The sequence below is a fragment of the Inquilinus sp. KBS0705 genome (genome assembly GCA_005938025.2).
Lineage (GTDB): Bacteria > Bacteroidota > Bacteroidia > Sphingobacteriales > Sphingobacteriaceae > Mucilaginibacter.
Window position 1 is genome coordinate 839,159 of sequence record VCCI02000001.1, and the last position, 19,501, is coordinate 858,659.

11 protein-coding genes are annotated in these 19,501 nt (G+C 44.3%); 4 read left to right on the forward strand and 7 right to left on the reverse strand.

The genetic code is table 11. The features are described from left to right. Positions 1-60: 60 nt before the first annotated feature. From FFF34_003790 to FFF34_003805, 4 genes are all read left to right on the forward strand, one after another. Positions 61-876 (forward strand): energy transducer TonB, encoded by an 816-nt coding sequence (locus FFF34_003790; GenBank protein TSD66538.1) that lies wholly within the window; start codon positions 61-63, stop codon positions 874-876. A gap of 149 nt (positions 877-1,025) precedes the next feature. Then, positions 1,026-3,254 (forward strand): phosphoribosylformylglycinamidine synthase subunit PurL, encoded by a 2,229-nt coding sequence (gene purL, locus FFF34_003795; protein TSD66539.1) that lies wholly within the window; start codon positions 1,026-1,028, stop codon positions 3,252-3,254. Beyond that, entirely contained in the window at positions 3,254-3,643 is a 390-nt protein-coding gene (locus FFF34_003800; GenBank protein ID TSD66540.1) for a VOC family protein, read from the forward strand. Before purL ends, FFF34_003800 begins: the two co-directional genes overlap by 1 nt. 72 nt (positions 3,644-3,715) lie before the next feature. After that, the gene (locus FFF34_003805; GenBank protein ID TSD66541.1) at positions 3,716-4,705 is read left to right on the forward strand and encodes a DUF1080 domain-containing protein; all 990 of its coding nucleotides are present in this window, start codon (positions 3,716-3,718) and stop codon (positions 4,703-4,705) included. Between the two features lie 200 nt (positions 4,706-4,905). On the opposite strand, the gene FFF34_003810 is transcribed toward FFF34_003805, so the two are convergent. The 7 genes from FFF34_003810 to FFF34_003840 all read right to left on the reverse strand — a co-directional run bounded on the left by FFF34_003810 (position 4,906) and on the right by FFF34_003840 (position 19,437). After that, on the reverse strand, positions 4,906-10,521 hold the full coding sequence (locus FFF34_003810) for a hypothetical protein (protein TSD66542.1): 5,616 nt from the start codon (positions 10,519-10,521) through the stop codon (positions 4,906-4,908). Between the two features lie 296 nt (positions 10,522-10,817). Next, positions 10,818-13,451 (reverse strand): amino acid adenylation domain-containing protein, encoded by a 2,634-nt coding sequence (locus FFF34_003815; protein TSD66543.1) that lies wholly within the window; start codon positions 13,449-13,451, stop codon positions 10,818-10,820. Positions 13,452-13,538: 87 nt separating this feature from the next. Beyond that, a complete protein-coding gene (locus FFF34_003820; protein ID TSD66544.1) occupies positions 13,539-14,726 on the reverse strand; it encodes a glycosyltransferase family 2 protein in 1,188 nt (395 codons plus the stop codon). 13 nt (positions 14,727-14,739) lie between these two features. Beyond that, positions 14,740-15,921, reverse strand: coding sequence for a glycosyltransferase family 1 protein (locus FFF34_003825; protein TSD67951.1), 1,182 nt, complete (start codon positions 15,919-15,921; stop codon positions 14,740-14,742). 35 nt (positions 15,922-15,956) lie between these two features. Then, positions 15,957-17,291, reverse strand: coding sequence for an oligosaccharide flippase family protein (locus FFF34_003830; GenBank protein TSD66545.1), 1,335 nt, complete (start codon positions 17,289-17,291; stop codon positions 15,957-15,959). A 14-nt stretch (positions 17,292-17,305) separates the two neighbouring features. Continuing rightward, a complete protein-coding gene (locus FFF34_003835) occupies positions 17,306-17,920 on the reverse strand; it encodes an acyltransferase (protein TSD66546.1) in 615 nt (204 codons plus the stop codon). 11 nt (positions 17,921-17,931) lie between these two features. After that, positions 17,932-19,437, reverse strand: a complete 1,506-nt coding sequence (locus FFF34_003840; protein TSD66547.1) for an O-antigen ligase family protein — start codon at positions 19,435-19,437, stop codon at positions 17,932-17,934. Positions 19,438-19,501: the final 64 nt, after the last annotated feature.

Genomic DNA, 19,501 nt, shown 5'->3' on the forward strand with positions numbered 1-19,501 from the left:
CAATTTATGCAACATTATATATGGCAAAAGCGTTAAATTAGAAAATAAAATTTCAACGCTATGCTTAACACAAAACTTAATTTGTACAATGCCGAGTGGCTCGACGTTGTATTCAGCGATCGTAACAAAGCTTACGGTGCTTATGACCTGCGCAACCATTACGGGCAAACCATGGTAAAAGCCATGGGGATTGCCTTTACCAGTATTATTGCGGCCGCCTTGCTGTATAACTATGCAGTAAAGCAACCGATATCATTATCTCATGATAGGGAAGTAATAGTAGAACTACCTTCACTTCCTACCGTAGTACCTCCAAAAAAGGAAGTCCAACCAGTTAAAACTGTTGCCGCAAAACCATTACCTCCTGTAAAAACTACGGCATTCTTACCGCCGGTAGTTACATCCGAGCCGGTAACCACAGACCCACCCGTTATTGATAAAATAGTAGGTGAAGTAGGTGCTGTTACCACTACCGGAACCGGCAAAGTGCCTCCAATTGTTGAAACCCCTGTAACCAGTGGCGGCGGTGGCACAGCCCCTAAAGTAGATGATTCAGAACATACAACTGTAGGCCTGCAGGTAATGCCCGAGCCGGATGGCGGCGCTGCCGGATGGGCTAAGTTTTTAAGCCGTAACCTGCGCTTTCCGGCACAGGCACAGGATGCAAATGTGGGCGGCCGGGTATTGATCAGCTTTGTAATTGAAAAAGATGGCCGCTTATCCGACCTTACCGTAATAAACAAAGCCGGCTACGGTATGGACGAAGAAGCCCTGCGTGTGCTAAAATTAGCCAAACCCTGGAAACCCGGCATGCAAAACGGCCAGCCGGTAAGGGTGCGCTACACCATCCCTATGAATTTTCAACTGAGCGAGTAGGGGCCAAATAGGCGCATACATTTAATAGCGACGGTTTTTTACCGTCGCTATTTTTGTTAGGTGCTGTGTATAAGCTTTCTGCTTTTTCCTTTCGGCTTTAAGCCTTTTTTGCTAATTTTGCGCATCCTTTCAACATAAACAATTACACATTGGAGACGCAGGAATTAACCACCGTTGAAACCGCCAAAGATCTTGGCTTACTACCCGAAGAATTTGAACGCATAAAAGAGATACTGGGCCGCGTGCCTAACTTTACCGAGCTATCTATCTTCGCGGTAATGTGGAGCGAGCACTGCTCATACAAAAACTCCATCACCTGGCTTAAAACATTGCCTAAGGATGGCCCGCGCATGCTGGCAAAGGCCGGCGAAGAAAATGCCGGACTGGTTGACCTTGGCGGCGGCGTAGGATGCGCATTTAAAATAGAATCACATAACCACCCATCAGCATTGGAGCCTTACCAGGGCGCTGCTACGGGTGTGGGCGGTATCAACCGCGATATATTTACCATGGGTGCACGCCCTATTGCCCAAATGAATTCGTTACGCTTCGGCGACCTTAGCCTGGATAAAACCAAATGGCTGGTTAAAGGCGTGGTTAAAGGTATTAGTCATTATGGCAATGCCTTTGGTATACCAACCGTAGGCGGCGAGCTTTTCTTTGACGAGTGCTACAACATCAACCCATTGGTTAACGCGTTTTCGGCAGGTATTGTAAAGGCCGGCGAAACTGTGTCTGCAACCTCTTATGGTGTGGGTAACCCGGTATACATAGTTGGGTCGGCTACGGGTAAAGATGGTATACATGGCGCGGCTTTCGCATCAAAAGATATTACCGAAGATTCGGTTAACGATTTGCCGGCAGTACAGGTAGGTGACCCTTTCCAGGAGAAACTGTTGTTAGAGGCCACCTTAGAAGTAATTAAAACAGGTGCCGTTATTGGTATGCAGGATATGGGTGCGGCAGGTATCATCTGCTCAAACTCAGAAATGAGCGCCAAAGGCGAGCACGGTATGAAAATATACTTGGATCGTGTACCTATGCGCCAGGAGAACATGAAACCATACGAGATACTGCTTTCCGAATCTCAGGAACGCATGCTTATTGTGGTTGAAAAAGGTAAAGAAGCGCTTGTTGAAGCTGTATTTGATAAGTGGGACCTAAATTGCGCTATTATTGGGGAAGTAACCGATACCCAACGCCTGGAGTACTTTATGAATGGCGAAAAGGTAGCCGATGTACCTGCAGATGACTTGGTATTGGGCGGCGGTGCCCCAATTTACGAACGCGAATACCGCGAGCCTGCTTATTTTGCCGAAAACCAGAAATTTAAAATTGAAGATGTTGCCCAGCCCGAAAACTTAATTGATGTGGCCGAGCATTTGGTGGCACATGCCAACCTTGCATCAAAACGTTGGGTTACCGACCAGTACGACTCCATGATAGGTACTGCTACCATGACCACCAACCGCCCAAGCGATGCAGCGGTGGTTGCGGTTAAAGAAACCGACAAAGCTATTGTATTAACCTGCGATTGTAACTCGCGCTATGTATATGCCGACCCGCAAAAAGGTACGGCCATTGCAGTTGCCGAAGCTGCCCGTAACATTACCTGTGCAGGCGGCGAACCGGTAGCAATAACCAACTGTTTAAACTTCGGTAACCCCTACAAGCCCGAGGTTTACTGGCAGTTTGTAGGTGCCATAAAGGGAATGGGCGAAGCTTGTTTAAAGTTTGAAACTCCGGTAACCGGTGGTAACGTTAGTTTTTACAACCAATCATCAGATGAAGGACCGGTATTCCCGACACCTACCATTGGTATGCTGGGTGTAATGGACGACCAGGATAACCTGATGACGCTTGATTTTAAACAACCCGGCGACCTGATATACCTGGTGGGCGAATCGCAAAACGATATCGCTTCATCGCAATACCTGGCATCGTACCACAAAATAGTAAAAGCACCGGCACCTTATTTTGATCTGGATAAGGAATACGCTATGCACCAGGTGATAAAGCAGCTTATTAAGCATAAAGTAGTACAGTCTGCACATGATGTGGCCGATGGCGGTTTATACATCGCATTGGTTGAATCGTGCCTGCCTAATGGTTTGGGCTTCGATATCGAAACGGATAGCAGCATACGTAAGGATGCGTTTTTGTTTGGCGAGGCGCAGGGCAGGGTAGTAGTGAGTGTTGCCCCTGATGATCAGGAACGCTTTATAGAGATGATGGCTACCAGTGAGGTTGAATTTAGCCTGTTAGGTACCGTTAACGGCATTGGCAATACCAATATTGATGATGAGCTGTTTGGTAACATCACCGATATTAAAATGGTACACGATAATGTACTGCATGTAATTTTAGGCGACGCGTAATGCTTAAACTGAACAGGATACATCATATTGCTATCATCTGTTCGGATTACAACCGTTCTAAATATTTTTATACACAAGTGCTTGGCTTTAAAATAGTACGCGAAGTTTATCGCGAAGCAAGACAATCATACAAGCTCGATCTGGAAGTTAACGGACTATACCAGATCGAGCTTTTTTCTTTTCCTGACCCCACACCAAGGCCATCGCGACCTGAAGCCGCCGGCCTGCGCCACTTAGCTTTTGAGGTGGCTGATATAGACGAGGCGGTATTTTATTTAAACGAGCTGGAGGTAGTTACCGAGCCTATCCGCATTGATGAATTTACAGGCAAGCGCTTTACCTTTTTTACCGACCCCGATGGGTTACCGCTCGAACTTTACGAGGTGTAACCGGGCAGTTAGTCAGCTCATTTTTTGTAATGTTATTTAGTTTTGTACTTTTAAGGCTAAATAAACCAATACATGAAAATCTCACCAATTTTAAACACTAAACATTTTGTCCGCTTTTTTGGGCTGCAGATACTTGCTATCGCACTCATTTTTTCATCTAACATATCTTTTGCGCAGCAAGTAATAGGGAAACCTTTAGAGAAAGACCCTGATGTGGTAGGCAGATGGGACCTTACCATTGCCAAAGAAGGTAAAAACCTGCCCGGATGGCTGGAAGTACAAAAATCGGGCACCAGTACGCTTATAGGGCGCTTTACCTACGCCTTTGGTAGCGCAAGGCCTATATCTGAAGTAAAACCCAAGGATGGTAAGTATACTTTCTCTATCCCACCGCAATGGGAGGCAGGCAGCAGCAATATGGATTTTGAGTTTGAAGTGAGCGGCGATATGCTTAAAGGTACCATGGTTTACACCGATGGCGTAAGTTATAGCTTTACGGGAGTGCGCGCGCCATCATTGGTACGCACTAAGCCGCCGGTTTGGGGTAAACCTATTCGTTTGTTTAATGGTAAAGATACCAAAGGCTGGCATACCGATGGCAAAAACCAATGGGTTGTTGAAAACGGTATTTTAAGAAGCAAGCAATCGGGTGCTAACCTGATAACCGACAAAAAATTCAACGATTTTAAATTGCATGTAGAATTCAGGTATAAAAAAGGAAGCAATAGCGGTGTTTACCTGCGCGGTCGTTACGAGATACAAATTATTGATACAGATGTACCTGAGCCTATAAACAACGTGTTTAGCTCGGTATATGGCTTTGTACCACCAAACAAAATGATGTCTAAAAATCCCGGCGAATGGCAGTCATACGATATTACGTTGGTGGGGCGTATCATTACCATTGTTGCAAACGGAACAAGGGTAATTAGCGAGGCACAGATACCCGGCCTAACAGGTGGTGCTATTAACAGTGCCGAGGGTGAACCTGGCCCAATCCTAATACAAGGCGACCACGGCCCTATAGATTACCGCAATATTGTGATAACACCGGCTAAGTAAATAATAGTTAACAGTAATAAAAAGGGTGAACTTATCTAAAGTTCACCCTTTTTGTTTTGTTGAGTGTTTTAGTAATAACCTAATAAACGATGTCATTTCGAACGACGAAGGAGGAGAAATCTTGTTCGATATGCAAAGTCGGCCACCTTTCGTTTGAACAAGATTTCTCTCTGTCGTTCGAAATGACAGCGAATAGATTCCTACTTCACTACCTCAATCCATTGGCCTTTTATTAAGGCGTTAATATCATGGTTATACATAGCTTCGCAATAGGCGGCGGACAGGTAGTATTTGCCTGCGTAGGCCGCGTTCAGCATTACGTAGTAGGTAACTTCTTTACCTTCCTCTAAGCTAAAATAAGTGTTTACCCGGTCGTCGCGTATATCGCGATAGTCGGATAATGAAGATTTAAAGGCCTCGTCATTATTCAGCATACGGCTGTTCAGTATCTCCCATCCTGATGGGAATATCTGCGTTAATGCCAGGTTATCATACCGCCCGCGTTTGCCAGGGTTTTTAATGTTTACCTGGGCCACAAAATCAGTCCCTTGTTTTAGGGTAGATGGATCTACCGGCTTACCGCTTAGCGTAAAATAGCCTATCCGCATTTGTAATATATCGGGGTTAATATAAGTATTTACATCCTGGCCCGATGATGGCTGGCCCTGTTGTATCAAACGTACATACAATTTATTGCTGCCGCTGTTTTTGAGCGACACTTTGCCGCCATTAGCCGCCACTGCCTGCTGCCACATATACGATGCGGAATTAACATTGCCTTTTGCCGCGCCTGCGTTGTAATTAAAGCTAAGCTTGCCGCCGGCTTTGTTTATCCCGCAATACTGCGCAATAGCAACAAGCGAATAAGCTGTAGTTTGCGTGCTGTACCAGCTATCCTGCGATAGCCTTGCCGCCACGGTACGCAATAAACCCGATGCCTTTTGCTGCTGCCCCAATAGGGTTAGGGTTTCAAGTATCATAGCCTCATCGCGTAAGTCGGAGCCGTAGGTGCCATACATACTGTTGTAGGGCTTAATGGTGGTTGGTAAGCCGTTTATCATGCGTAAACCTATCTCGGGCTGGCCCGCCAATTTGTAAGCAGCAGCCAGGCGCCAGCGTGCTTCTACGCTTAGGTACTGGTATTCGCGCAGCCTGTTCATGGCACCCAGTTCAGGCGAGCCGGAAAGCGCCAGTAAGTATAAACGATAGGCCTGTACCAGATCAGTATAGTAATAATAGCCATGAATATTTGAGCGCGGGTCTGGCGACCAGTTGATAGCCTTTTGTTTTTGATAACGTTTCCAATCATCAACAAAGCCTGCCGGTATGCTGTAGCCTTTGGCCTGTGCCGCTAATATAAAGTGGCCTGCATAGTTGGTGCCCCATTCATCAGCATCACCATAGCCCGGCCAGTAGCTTAAGCCGCCGCCTTGTACCCTAAAGCCGTTTAAGCGGTTAATGCTCATTTTAACATTGCGCTCGGCTTCGGCTTTTTGCCTGTCGCTAAGGTCGAATAACTGGCCCAGGTACAATTGAGGGAAACCTGCCGATGTAGTTTGCTCAACACAACCATGCGGATAAGTAATTAAATAATTTAAGCGCTTGGCTATGTTTAAAGGCGGAATGCTGGCTACCTCAAGCGTGGCTTTATTGGTACCGTTTATACCTATAGCGTTGTATTCAACGTTCCATGCTTCGCCCGGTTTCAATTCTTTCTCCAGTATGCGTGTAACCGGCGGGTTGGGGTTGCGCACATTCAATTCGACATCGTAAGCCGAGGTTTCGCTGCCGGCTTTGGCAACAATATGCACCTTACCTACGCCTACAAAATCCTTAACACTTAAGTCGAATGTAACCAGTTGATCGCCCGGCTTTGCAAATTTAACCACTTTAATGTTATTGCCGCCCAAATTGCTAAATGCGTTTGATTGTACCTGCACTGTAACCGATTTGATATTGTTCTCCATTGCAAATATTGTTACCGGTAACTGTACCTGTTCCGACGGACCTAATACGCGCGGCAGGGTAGCCAGTATCATCAAAGGCTTTTTAACAGCAACGGCTTTTTCGGCCTGGCCGTAAGCACCATCGTGCCCGGCAATAACCATTGCCTTAACCGAGCCTATGTATTGCGGCAGGGTGAATTTTTTGGTTTGACTTTCACCTTTATCCAGGTGAAAAGGCCCTAAAAACTTCACCACCGGCTTAAAGCGATTAACCGATACATTCTTATTAACACCGGATGTGCCGTCGCCGCCAATACTTAAAATACGCTCTAAACCACCGCCAAATGCACCAATCACATAATCGAACAGGTCCCAGGTTTTTACACCTAATGCTTCGCGGGCATAAAATGCTTCATGCGGGTCGGGGGTTTTATAGTTGGTAATATCCAGCAGGCCTTCATCCACAATAGCAATGGTATAGGTCATTTCCTTGCCAGATGCTTCCGATACAGTTATGGCCGTTTGTGTCTCCGGTCGTATTTTATCGGGCATGCTGATAACCGGTTTCAATATCGTTTCGGGGTTATCTACCTGTAGTGGTATAGCACCATACATCCGTATAGGCAAGTCATTAACGGTTTGCGCGTGCTTTTGCAATAATGTAACGTTTACAAAAACGTTGGGCGCCATGGTTTCATCAATTTTAAAGCTGTAGCGGGTTTCGCCTTTTTTGGCGTCTATCCAAACAGTTTTTAAAACTTTACTGCCATTTTCAAAGCTGATGAGTGCCCTGCCATCGCCCCCGGTAGGGATGGTTAGCGTGGCTTCTTCGCCAACTTTGTAATTGGTTTTATCAGCCGTGAATGATAGCATAGCCGCCTCGGTAGGGTCAGTCTGCTGCAAACGCTCCGACCAATTTGGCCAATCAGCATAAATGATCTTACCGGTAGAGTGGCCCGTTTCCGGATCTTTTACACGGATAAGATAGCGGCCCCAATCTGCCTGGTTTATTTTCAGGTTCCATTTACCTTTACCGTTTTGCACCTGCACCGTTTCGGTTTTAATGAGTTTGTTGTAACGGTCCTGTGTAAAGTTGCTCATTTGGTCGCCCGTCTCGTCCCACCACCAGCGCCATTGAATTTTGTACAACTCTACCTGTACATTACGGGTGCCTGCTAAGGCGTTACCTTTGGTATCAACATCGGCTATCTCAATTACATGTGTTTTATCGGTTACCAGCATACCGCTCAGATCGCTTCCTTTTGGGGTTTTAATACCCACGTAACCGCTGTAAACATTGTAGGGCATGCTGGCCTGCTGCAAACTAAAGTTGCCGCCCGGCTCAAATACCTTTACTACAAAATTGGCCCGCAACTGCCCCGGTGCCTGTTTTTCAACGTTAATATCGGTATTGATGGCAGCTACACCATTCTCGTTTAACTTACCATCAAAAACGGTTTGGGTTTGGGTGTTAAAGGCAAGGGTAGGGTCGTCAAAAATATAATCATCGTAGTTTTTGAAACTGGTTTTTTGCGAGGACAAAAATGCATCGACCTTAGCCTTTAAATTTTGAGCTATACCGCCAAACAGCCACTGCGCGCTAAGCGTACCATTAGCCCCGCTGCCCTTGGTAAGTTCGGCCGCTCCGCCAAAATCAAGTTTTAGCTTTAAGCGGTTTGGCATAATGGTTTCTACCTTTATCTTCTTTTCAAACTCGGCACCGCCTACTTTTACCTTTGCATTCCAGTTGCCGGTAGGCGAGGAGGTCTCCGTGGCTACATGGAAGCTGTAAAAGCCATCAACACTTGTAGTGCTGGTTAGCTTACGGTATAATTGCCCGTTAGGGTTATATAATTCAAACTCAACCGGGTGATCTGCGGGGAGGGTTTTTAGCTTATCCTCCAGTATAAATGTCACAAATATCGAATCGCCGGGGCGCCATACGCCGCGTTCGCCGTAAATAAAGCCTTTAAGGCCGTTTTGTACCTGCTCGCCGCCAACATTAAAGCGCGAAAGCGGCAGCGAGCTACCATCATCCAGTTTAAGGTAACCGCGCTCGTTGCCTTTTTTAGCCACCAGCAAGTATGGTTTACGTTTAAGGCTGAAGGTTGCCATGCCATCGCCGTCGGATGTGGTTTTAAATATTACCTGCTTTTGGTAATCCAACAGTTCCAGGTCGACGCCGCTCATTGGGCCCGCACTTAAAATATCGGTTACCGCAACCGTCATGGTGTTATCGTTACCGCGTTTGGCAATTAAACCAATGTTTGATGCCAGTATATTGCGGGTAGCCCAGCGCTGCTTACTAAAGTACGAGTTGGTACATGGGTCGTCGCGGTCCTGCCAGTTGTAGCCATCGGGGTAGTAACTATCATACCTGGTCCAAAATTCATCGTCCTCATCGCTTACTTTTTGATTGTCGCCGTTGTATTCTTCACTGTAATCCTCATCGCCATCATCGTCGCCGCCTTTATTAAGCGGCTTGCCCAGGCTACAGTTATAAAGCGAGTATTCTTTTCTAAAGCCTATTATCACCCTGTAAATGGCCCCCGGCTCGGTACGCATTAACTGGTCTACATCCAGCATAAAGCGGTTTTTCTTGGTCAGGTTAAGCGCTTTATCAGCATCCAAACGAATTGTTTTTTGCAATATGGGTTTGCCTACATGGCGTAACTCATAACCACCGTCAAAGCCGTTGTTTTGGAAGTACTGGGGTATGTTGTTCTCGTATATTTTAATAATGGTTACATCAACCGCATTAAGGTTAACGGCTTCAAAAGGCATCAACAACTTGCCCGAATCGGGCAGTATAACGCCCTTGCCCGGTATAGTAACCGCAGGCATACGGTTCTCAAAAAACACATTGCCGGTATATGCTTTTTTAATTTTGGTATGATAGGTATTCTCGACACCCTCATTAACCATTACGGTGTAGTTGCCTTGCAGGCGTTCGGGGGCATATACCTTTACAATACTGCCATCAATGGTATAGGCCGGTTCGGCGGTGTTGCTGATAGTGATAAGGCCATTTAATTCCTGGCCGATCATTAAAGGGTCGGAGAAGTGCACGGCCACATATTGGTCCTGATCCTGCACGGCCCGTATCTCTAATACCTTAAATTCCCCTTTAGCGGGTATATCATAATCCTGTATACCTTTTTTATCGATATCTAAACTACTGCCATTCCATTTTACCGATAGCAGGTTAGCCGCAGCACCACGGGTAAGGTTGTTTACAGTAAAGTTGTGGGTTTTTAAAATGGGGTTATGCTGCCAGCTTATTTTAACCGGCGAAGTATAGTTAACATCAATTATCTTTTCAATCGCTGCCTGGTCTTCCTCGTCGGCGGTGAGTATACTGCCGTTTAGCTTCATTTTATCGGTAGATGTGCTGGTTGCGCTTTGCAGCCCCGCGAATGTTATACTGAAGTTTGGTTTTATTGTTTGGAAATCAAATTTAAAGCGCTGGTAGGCATCTTCAACCTTTACTATTTTACTCAGTTTAAATTCCGCATTGTATTTGGTGTCGGGATCCAGCTTTTCGGCAGGGCGAAACTCAATGGTTCGGTCATCTGCCCAATAGGCTTTGCCTTTTATGGATGGCGAAAAATCAAAGACATCTGCGTTGATCTCCTCGTTAAGCGCGTGGCTTACTTGTAATTCTCCCGCAAGTTTTATGCGGATAGCGCTTTTTTTTGATATAACCCCGCTGGTAAATGATTCGATATAACGGCTAAAGGCGGCATCCGGCTTTTGGCCCTGGCGGTGATGCTGCCGTGCAAAATAAATGGTTAAAGCTATTAAAATAAGTGATACAGCTACAACAACAGACCCTCTTCTTGTGCTGAAAAGGTTGGAAATGTAATTCATTTTGGCGAGGTTGATTTATACCATGAATTTATAAAACTTTATGGCATAAACTGCAACAATCAAACTATAATTGAATATCGGTGTTAAGCATAAAACATAATTATGAATAACTTTTTCAAAGCTATTATTGCCGCATGGGGTGCTAAAAAGTTAGGCGGGGGTTGCCTTTCTACTATTGTAATATTTATTATTATATATACACTGTTAGGTAAATGTGATAATAAAAACGCGCGTGCAGCTACTGCACCTGTGGCTAAAACCGCAAGTGTAAGATAATACCGCTTAGTAAAAATAGCTTAACTTTTAGCGGCTTTATCTAAACATTTTTGCAATACTTCGGCAAATTGCTTGTCGTTAGGTGGAGCAAATATGGTATTGTGTTCGCCGGGGATATCGTGCACATGCACGCCTTTAAGCGCATAGGGTTTCCAACCTAAATACTTAAAATCGTCCATGTAAAAGGTTTTCTTTTTAGCACGGAACAGCTCAACTGCTATATCTACAGGCGTTAACTGATAATTGCGCTGTGCTGTTAAGCTTTTTTCGTTTATTTCATCGGTATAAGCCGAAAATCCTTCCTTTTTCTTCACCTTATCGGGGAATATCTTTTTAAATATTCTTTGTATACGGCGGCTAATTTCGCGGCTTTTGTACTCAATGGTTCTTTTAGGGTCCTGCGCAAATAATACCGGGGTATAAGCCACTTGCTTTATTAAAAACCAGCCGTCCTTTAACATATTTACAAGCCTTGAGTCAAGATTTTTAGTTTGGTCGGCATAAGTATCAAACATGGCCAGCATTTTAACTTCCTTGCCCATGGCCAGCATTTGCTTAGCCATCTCATAAGCTATTAATCCGCCTAAGGAGTAACCTGCCACCGCGTAAGGGCCAACTGGGTCGTGGTTGATAATCTCTTCTACATAGTTGGCCGCTATCTCTTCCATTACATCCAAAGGCTCGTCTATACCGTTTAAGCCGCGTGCCTGCAAGCCGTAAACCGGTTGCTCGTCATCCATATTCATGGCAAGTGCGTTAAAAAGCAATACGTTTAAGCCTGCGCCATGAACTATATATAAAGGCATTTTGCTGCCCTGTGGCTTAATAGGCACTAGCGATTCCCAGGTAATGGCCTCGGCATCTATTTCTAACCTTGCCGCAAGCTTTTCTACTGTAGAGTATTCAAACAGGGTAGCCAATGGTAAGCGTTTGCCGGTTTCCTGCTCTAAGCGGGCCATTATTTTAACAGCTACCAAAGAGCGGCCTCCTAATTGGAAGAAATTATCAAAAATGCTGATCTTTTCTAAACCCATTGTTTGTTCCCAAATATCGGCCACCAGTTTTTCGTTACTGGTACGCGGGGCAATATAATCGCCGGTGCGGTTAATGTGGCTGTAATCGGGTTTAGGCAGGGCCTTACGGTCTATTTTACCGTTAGGGGTCGATGGTATCTCGGCAAGTAGTACATAATCATCGGGTACCATGTATTCGGGTAAAACCGCAAGCAGGGCCTGTTCCCATTTATCCAGTATGGCTTTGTCGGGTATCCCCGTTTCGCCCGATTCTAATACCAGGTATGCGGCAAGCCGCGGTATGCCGGGTGTATCTTCTCGTGCAATAACCACAGCTTCTTTTATACCTTCCTGTTTGCCCAGGTTATATTCAATTTCGCCAAGTTCTATACGGTAACCGCGCACTTTTACCTGGTGATCTATACGGCCAAGATAAACCACATCGCCATCGGGCTTTAGTTTAGCCAAATCGCCGGTACGGTAAAGTTTTTGGCCGGGCACATCCGAAAAAGGATTATCGGTAAAGCGTTCGGCTGTCAGGTCGGGGCGGTTTAAATAACCCCATGCCATGCCTTCGCCACCTATCCATATCTCGCCAATTTCGCCATTGGTTAGGTTGTTACGCTGCTCATCTAAAATATAAACCTGCGTATTGTCAACCGGCCATCCAATAGTAATATCTTCTTCGGTTGTTACTTTTTTAATAATGGAATATATGCAGGTTTCGGTAGGGCCATACATGTTCCATACTTCTTTACTGCGTGGCAGTAGGCGCGCGGCAAGGTCTTTAGCCATGGCTTCGCCACCGCAAAATACTTTTATGGGCAGGTTTTCTTCCCAGCCTACTTCCAGCATCATGCGCCAGGTGTAGGGGGTAGCCTGTAAAATGGTAATATTTTGCTCACGTATTATATCTAATAAAGCACGGCCATCCTTTGCGGTTAACGAGTCGGCCAATACTATTTCGGCTCCCCAGCTTAAGGGCAGATAAATATCAACCCCGGCAATATCGAATGATATAGTGGCAGTCGCCAGCATCTTATCTGCCGAGCTGATACCCGGCGTTTTTTGCAGGCTGTACATTAGGTTAACCAAACTATGATGGGCTATTTGCACACCCTTTGGTTTACCTGTAGAACCTGAAGTATAAAGCACGTAAGCCAAATCCTGCCCGGTAACATTAATGCCCGGTTCGTCGGCAGGTAATGCTTTTGACTCTTCCAGTACATCTTCAATAAGCAACTCTATAGTGCCAGACGCGTAATGGCCCGCGTATTTTTTTTGTGTAAGTAATATTTTTGCCGATGAATCATCCAGCATAAACTCTATCCGGTCTTTCGGGTATTCCGGATCGAGCGGTACATAGGCTGCTCCGGATTTTTGTATAGCCAGAAGGGCGATGATCATTTCGGGCATGCGGTCAAGCGCAAGGCCGATAATGTCGCCTTTTTGTACCCCATGTTTAAGCAATACTTTAGCAATACGGTTAGCCGTTTCGTTCACCTCGGTGTAAGTCAAAGCGCGGTCGTGAAACCGGATAGCCACTTTATCGGGATACTGCCTTGCACTTTCAATAACCAGGCTGTAAAGTGGTTTTTCTTTAGGATAATCTACTGTTGTATTGTTTAGTATTACTTTCATTATGTATTAAATACTTGCAGCTATTCAATTTTGTATTAACAGGGTATAAATTCCCCGTTTTTAGTACCCATACGTGTAACTACGTAATCAGTTTGATGTAGGGTTGTGCGGTGTATGAATAAATTTTTTATTTGCGCCCTTTAATTTAAACAGTAATGCCAGCATGGCAAAGAAAATTAAAGGTATTTTTAGCATTGCACCCAGTAGTTTACTATTGAAAAACTGCGGTGGTACTGCAATTAATATACCAACGTAGCAACAAACCGTGGCCCCAAGCCATAGTTGCCAGCCTGGGCCAACACCCGGTAGCAGCAAAGATACTAATAGCATAAATGGCATTAGCCCCAGCATTAGTATGCGTGGCAGAATAGCGGTTTGGTATATCTCGTTAAAATAATCAAAATTCCCATTTTTAAACAATTCAGTAAAGCCCGTTAGGCCATAGGTTTTTAACAGGTTAAATTGTGCCGATAGCCACCTGCGGCGCTGCTTTTTAAATACTTCGGGGTTGCTTACCTTTTCGTCCAGTATATAGGCTTTATCGGCGTATGCCACGTGTATTTTTTGGCGGGTGAGTACTAATCCCATTTCTTTATCAAAACCGCCCACAGCGTCTATTTGGGCCATTGTGTCTTTAAACAACTTATACTCCAGTACCATGCCCGAGCCTATAATAGCTGCCGACAGGTGAAACACCTGCTGCGCCTTGCGAAAGATATGGTTGTTCACCTCTTCACTAATGGCATCTAATATGGCAACCGGCGTTTCGGTATTTTTGGCAATGCGGTGGCCCTGTATAACACGGTTACCATCGTGCAGGTAGTTGTTTATTTGGTGCAGATAATCTGGCGCGGCAATATTATCAATATCAAACACAACAGCAGCATCAAAGTCGTCGTGTGTAGCGGCTATGGCTTTGTGCAGGGCCTTTGATTTGGTACTGCTCTCAAATACCACTTCGACCACCTGGAGCGGCATCTCCCTTAATTTTTCGATAGTCTCGGGCTGCATCGAGTCGGCAATAACGCAAACATGGAATTTATCCTTTGGGTAATCAATAGTAAGTGCCTGCGCGGCAGAATTGAGGATGATCGCATCCTCTTTGTAAGCACATATATAAATTACAAACTTGCTGTATGCTGTTGCTACAGGTGGCGCTTTTTTTACAACCAACCTGCCCAAAACCGAAAATATGAACAGATACAGGCTGTATATGCCCATATAAATAAATACAAGAGTGAAGATTACCGAGAAAATAAGTTTTATAAATTCCATGCTTTAACTCCTTTTACGCAAGTTGCTTTTGTTTAGATGCCAATCCGGTTGTAATTAATTCTTTTATATCAGTAATGCGATGCTCCCATGTGTTATCGGCAGCTATGTTTAAACGCTGCTGCACTAATTCGGGCTGATTGCTACCTAAAGCCACATTAAGCGCCTCCGAAAACTCCTCCGCAGTACTACAATAAGGTACGGCATCAAAAGTAAAGTTCTTAAGGTCGTCATTAAAATTGGTTGATACAACAGGCTTACCCGCGCCAAGGTATTCGAATAGCTTTAGCGGAAATATGTTGTTGCTCACCTCATCCTTTTTAAACGGGATAATGCATACGTCGAATCCTTTTAAAATTGCTGGCAGCATATCATAGGGTACCGGGCCGGGCAGGTGCAAGTTTGGCGCGGCAAAGTCACCATCTTTTATATAGTCCTTATCCACAGGGCCAACAAACACAAAGCTTTTATCGGGGTTAAGGGCAATCACTTTATTTATCAGGTCATAATCTATGCGGCGTTCAATAGCTCCTATATAACCTATAACCGGCTTTTTAATGTCCGATAGGATGTTGGCTACGGGCAGGGCAGGGTCGAGCGCTTTTTGACTATGCGTTATATTGGCAGCATTTGCTACAAAATAACTATGCTTATTGATAAGGGCTTTTTTATTTTGCAATGCGCTGCTGGTGCATATCACCATGTCCACATTTTTTAGCAGTATCTCCTCGTTGTGTACACCATGTTTTAGCTGGTATTCTTCAATTATAGGGTCTACACAATGGTATATGCTTAAAGCCGGGTTTAAAAGCAGGTGTAATGTAGGGTACGAAAAATTATAGGAGTTAATGTAGATGTAATCATTTATCCCTAATTGTTTTATCACTTTTTTAAGGCGGTTTGCTACCATCCACTCGTTAAACTTCACGGCTAAGCGGTAGCCCGGGCCTTCGGGTATTGCATTAATAGATGGCACCGGTGGGCAAATGATGATCTTGAAATTGGGTTGCTCTGTTTGAATAAAACTATTGCCGGCCGAAAAAAAATGCGGCTTACGTACCCTGAATGATTCGGTGTCTTTAAATTTAAAGTAGTCTTTCCAGGTGTAGGGCCTGTCTACAAAATAAACGTAATTGTCTTTTGCCAGCAGCTTAGCCATGGTGTAGATGGTCGATTCCAAACGCCCGTCGAATTGCATTTGCGAAAAAATTACAATATGCTTGTTTTTTAAACTCACGCCTCTGCCTTTTTTTTGTTTAACAGGTTATTGATAATTTCCTTAAACTCTTTAAACCCTAAGCTAAATATATCTGTTATGGTAAATTTTAAATGCCGTTTAAGGGCGATGTACCCAAATACCGCACCTGTAGTAAAGGTAAATAACGACGCGATGGCTACGCCATACAAACTATGGAATAGCCATATCCCAACAAAATCGCCAATGATGTTTATGGCTAACATTAAAAAAACCTTTATCATGTTTAGATGGGGCTTGTTAATAATATCAAGCGTTATCCCAAAAAAACGGTCTACAGGCATCAGCATCACATAGCACATAAATAGGCGAAAGATGTTTACCGCTTCAGTCTCCTGGTATTTTGAACCAAATAATAGGTTAATTACCACGCCGCCTAATAAAAACGCGCCAATAGCTACAGGTAAAAGTGCCACAGTAAGCATACCGGCATACCGTTTCATAATGGTGGCGACTTCGGCCTCATCGTTACGCTGCTTGGCTGCCGAAAGCTCGGGCAGGGCTGTTGATACAAAGCTGCGCATAGGTATCTCAAAAATTTCCATTAAGCGCTGCGGTATATAATACACAGCCACCATTTCGGCCTTAAACATCAATTTGATGATGAAAGTATCTGAACCCCTTAACAGGTAAGCACTGATAGAGGTACCCACACTATACTTGCCAAAGTTGGCCAGGTCTTTCATTGATTGTATACTGCGGTGCTTTATGGTACGGGTTTTAGCCCATCCATTAAAAATGCAAAAAAGGCTGGTGACCACATTAGTGGCAAAGTAGCTGTAAATAGCGGTTTGAAAAGTAATGTTTTTGGCAAAGATAAAGCCCAGTATAAATAGTAAAAAGCCGCCCTGGTTAAGTAGCTGTATGATGAGCAAACGGTCGAAACGTTCTTCGGCCTGCAATATCCACGAAGCTATGGCTGATGGGAGAGTAGTTAGATAAATAATGCTGAACCATTTCATGGTGATCTCCATATCGGCGTTACTGCTTTTGTAAAACAGATAAATCAACAGATCAAGCATTACTATAATAAGGGTTAAAATAAAGCCCACGCCCCATGCGGAGCCCGCCATGTTCATGGCACGGCGGCGGTATGCACCCGAATAAAATTTAACCAGCGATGTTTGCAGGAAACCTGTGCGGAACAGATCGCCCAGGATGAAGATCATCAAAAAGAAAATGTAGTTACCAAAATCGGCTTTTGGCAGGTTATGCGCCATTAACGATAAAACCAGCATCCCGATAACCGGCATTGCAGCATTAGTGGCTAATGCAATGGTATGCTTGTTTACAAGTTTTTTTAATAGGGGCATATAACGTTATACGGCTAAACCTTTTCCCAGTTGTTATTATCGAAATTATATTTTTTTATGATGCGCGCCGGGTTTCCAACCGCGACCGAGTAGGGTGGTATATCTTTGGTAACAACACTACCTGCACCTATTACTGCATGCTTGCCGATGGTTACACCAGCCGTAATTACGCTATTGGCGCCTATCCAAACATTGTCTTCGATAATTATTGGCTTGGTTATCACCTTTTGTAAGCGGGGCGGGGTATTAATATCTTCATAGCCATGGTTAAGGCCAGACAATACGATATGCTGCGCCAGCATAACGTAGTTACCCAATGTTACCGGGCCAATGATGATGTTACTTAAACCTACACCTGTATGGTGGCCTATAATCACATCGCCAACACCGTTGTTTATCACGGTGAAATCTTCGATAACCGCATAGGCGCCTACTGCAAAATGGTTAAAAGGGAATACATCCATACGGGCGTACCAGCCAATTGTCGATCGTTTACCGCGTTTATGTAAAAAGGGGTTTACAAACCATTTAACCCATAGCCGCGGCGCGGAATGGCTGGTTTGTACAATGCACCAGTGAACAAATTTTTTTAGACGGGGGTTAGATTTTACTACGGATAGTATTGACATTATAAATTGTATCAGGTGGTTAGCATCTTCTCAGACTTTTCTGCCAAAGCCTTTTGTTCTGCTTTGTCTAATCTATAGGTTACATTTAACAGCGCGCTTGCAAGGTAAAACAAAATATTCGACGGGTACTGTACCAGCGCCTGCTGCGGATAGTTACCAATATTGAACACAAATATCACTAAAACCATTGCCAAACAATAGGTTTTAAGCTCCGGATTTTTGATCAGGTAATAATTGTTAATTCCAACATATAATATTACAAACATTAATGTAGAAAACAATAGTAACCCTATCCACCCCATTTCGACAGCTACACGCACATAGCCGCTATCGGGCGGGAATTTAGCCAGGAACGAGTTAGGCGCAAAACGCCGCCCCCAAATACCAACCGAACCAAGGCCGCCCCCAATCGGGTGTGACAGTATATACGGCTGTATCTTTTTTTGGTTTTCGGCACGAACATTAAATGATGCATCGGCACTTGGGTTAAACGCCGTTTGGAAGCGTTTTATAAAGGGATTTGAGGTAGGCATAACAATAACTATTGCCAATAAAAAGCCGGCCCCTAATACAAACGCCAATATTTTTTTGTTGAAGTTGATAACAACGAGCATGCCTAATGCGGCAGGCAGTAATACATAGGCTCCCCGGGTGCCTGAAAATAGCATACCTAACAAGTAAAAAGGTATTACACAGCCCATCAGTATTTTTTTCCATGGCGCTATTTTTAATGGTATAAAACATATACACATTACTGATGCTACCACCATATTGTACGAAAAGGTAACCGGGTCGGGGAAGATGGCTACCTTACGCAAATGCCCGTTAATAAATAAAAAGCTTAAACGCAGCGGGTCGGAGTAATACCACTCTTTTTCGAAGGGGAACAAGCCTATAATTTCTTGCTGAAAACCGGACAGGGCTGCTAAAAACGCCAGGAATAGCCACAGCTTAAACAAAAGCCTGATGTACTTAACCGAGCGTATGCTGTACACAAAAATAAAGTACATCAACATAATAAAAGCCACCGTACGCACGGTGTACACCCATGCCAGTATAGATGGCGATATTGGGTTAATAGCCTCTAAAAAATTATAGGCCAGCCAGGCTAATATTAAGTAACTAATAGGGTTTTTAAAATAGCTCCAATCGCGCTCGTACTTTTGCTTTAACAGGAAACCAAAAATGAGCATGTAGGTAAGGGCGTCTAACAATATACCGGTAGGGGTTTCGGGGGGTACAAATTCCGAAACATAGTTGAGCATAAAGGCAACAATTATAAGTACTACTATGCCAAATTCAGGATAAGCTATAATGCCCAATACTGCAGGTATACCTACAATTAATACCAATAAACCAGCCGCACCAATAATGCCGAACCATGCGGTTACCACACCAATTACCAAAGCTACAGGCAGCAGCAACAATATCAGTTTAGTCGTTGACATGTTTTTAAAAAAATCCTGCCTCCGAAAAAACCTTTTAATGCCCCCGTTTTGTACCTGGTTGTTCAGCATTTGTTAAGCTGGTTATAAAAATAATATCTTAATGGCCCAAACAAACACGCCTATAAAAGCAAAT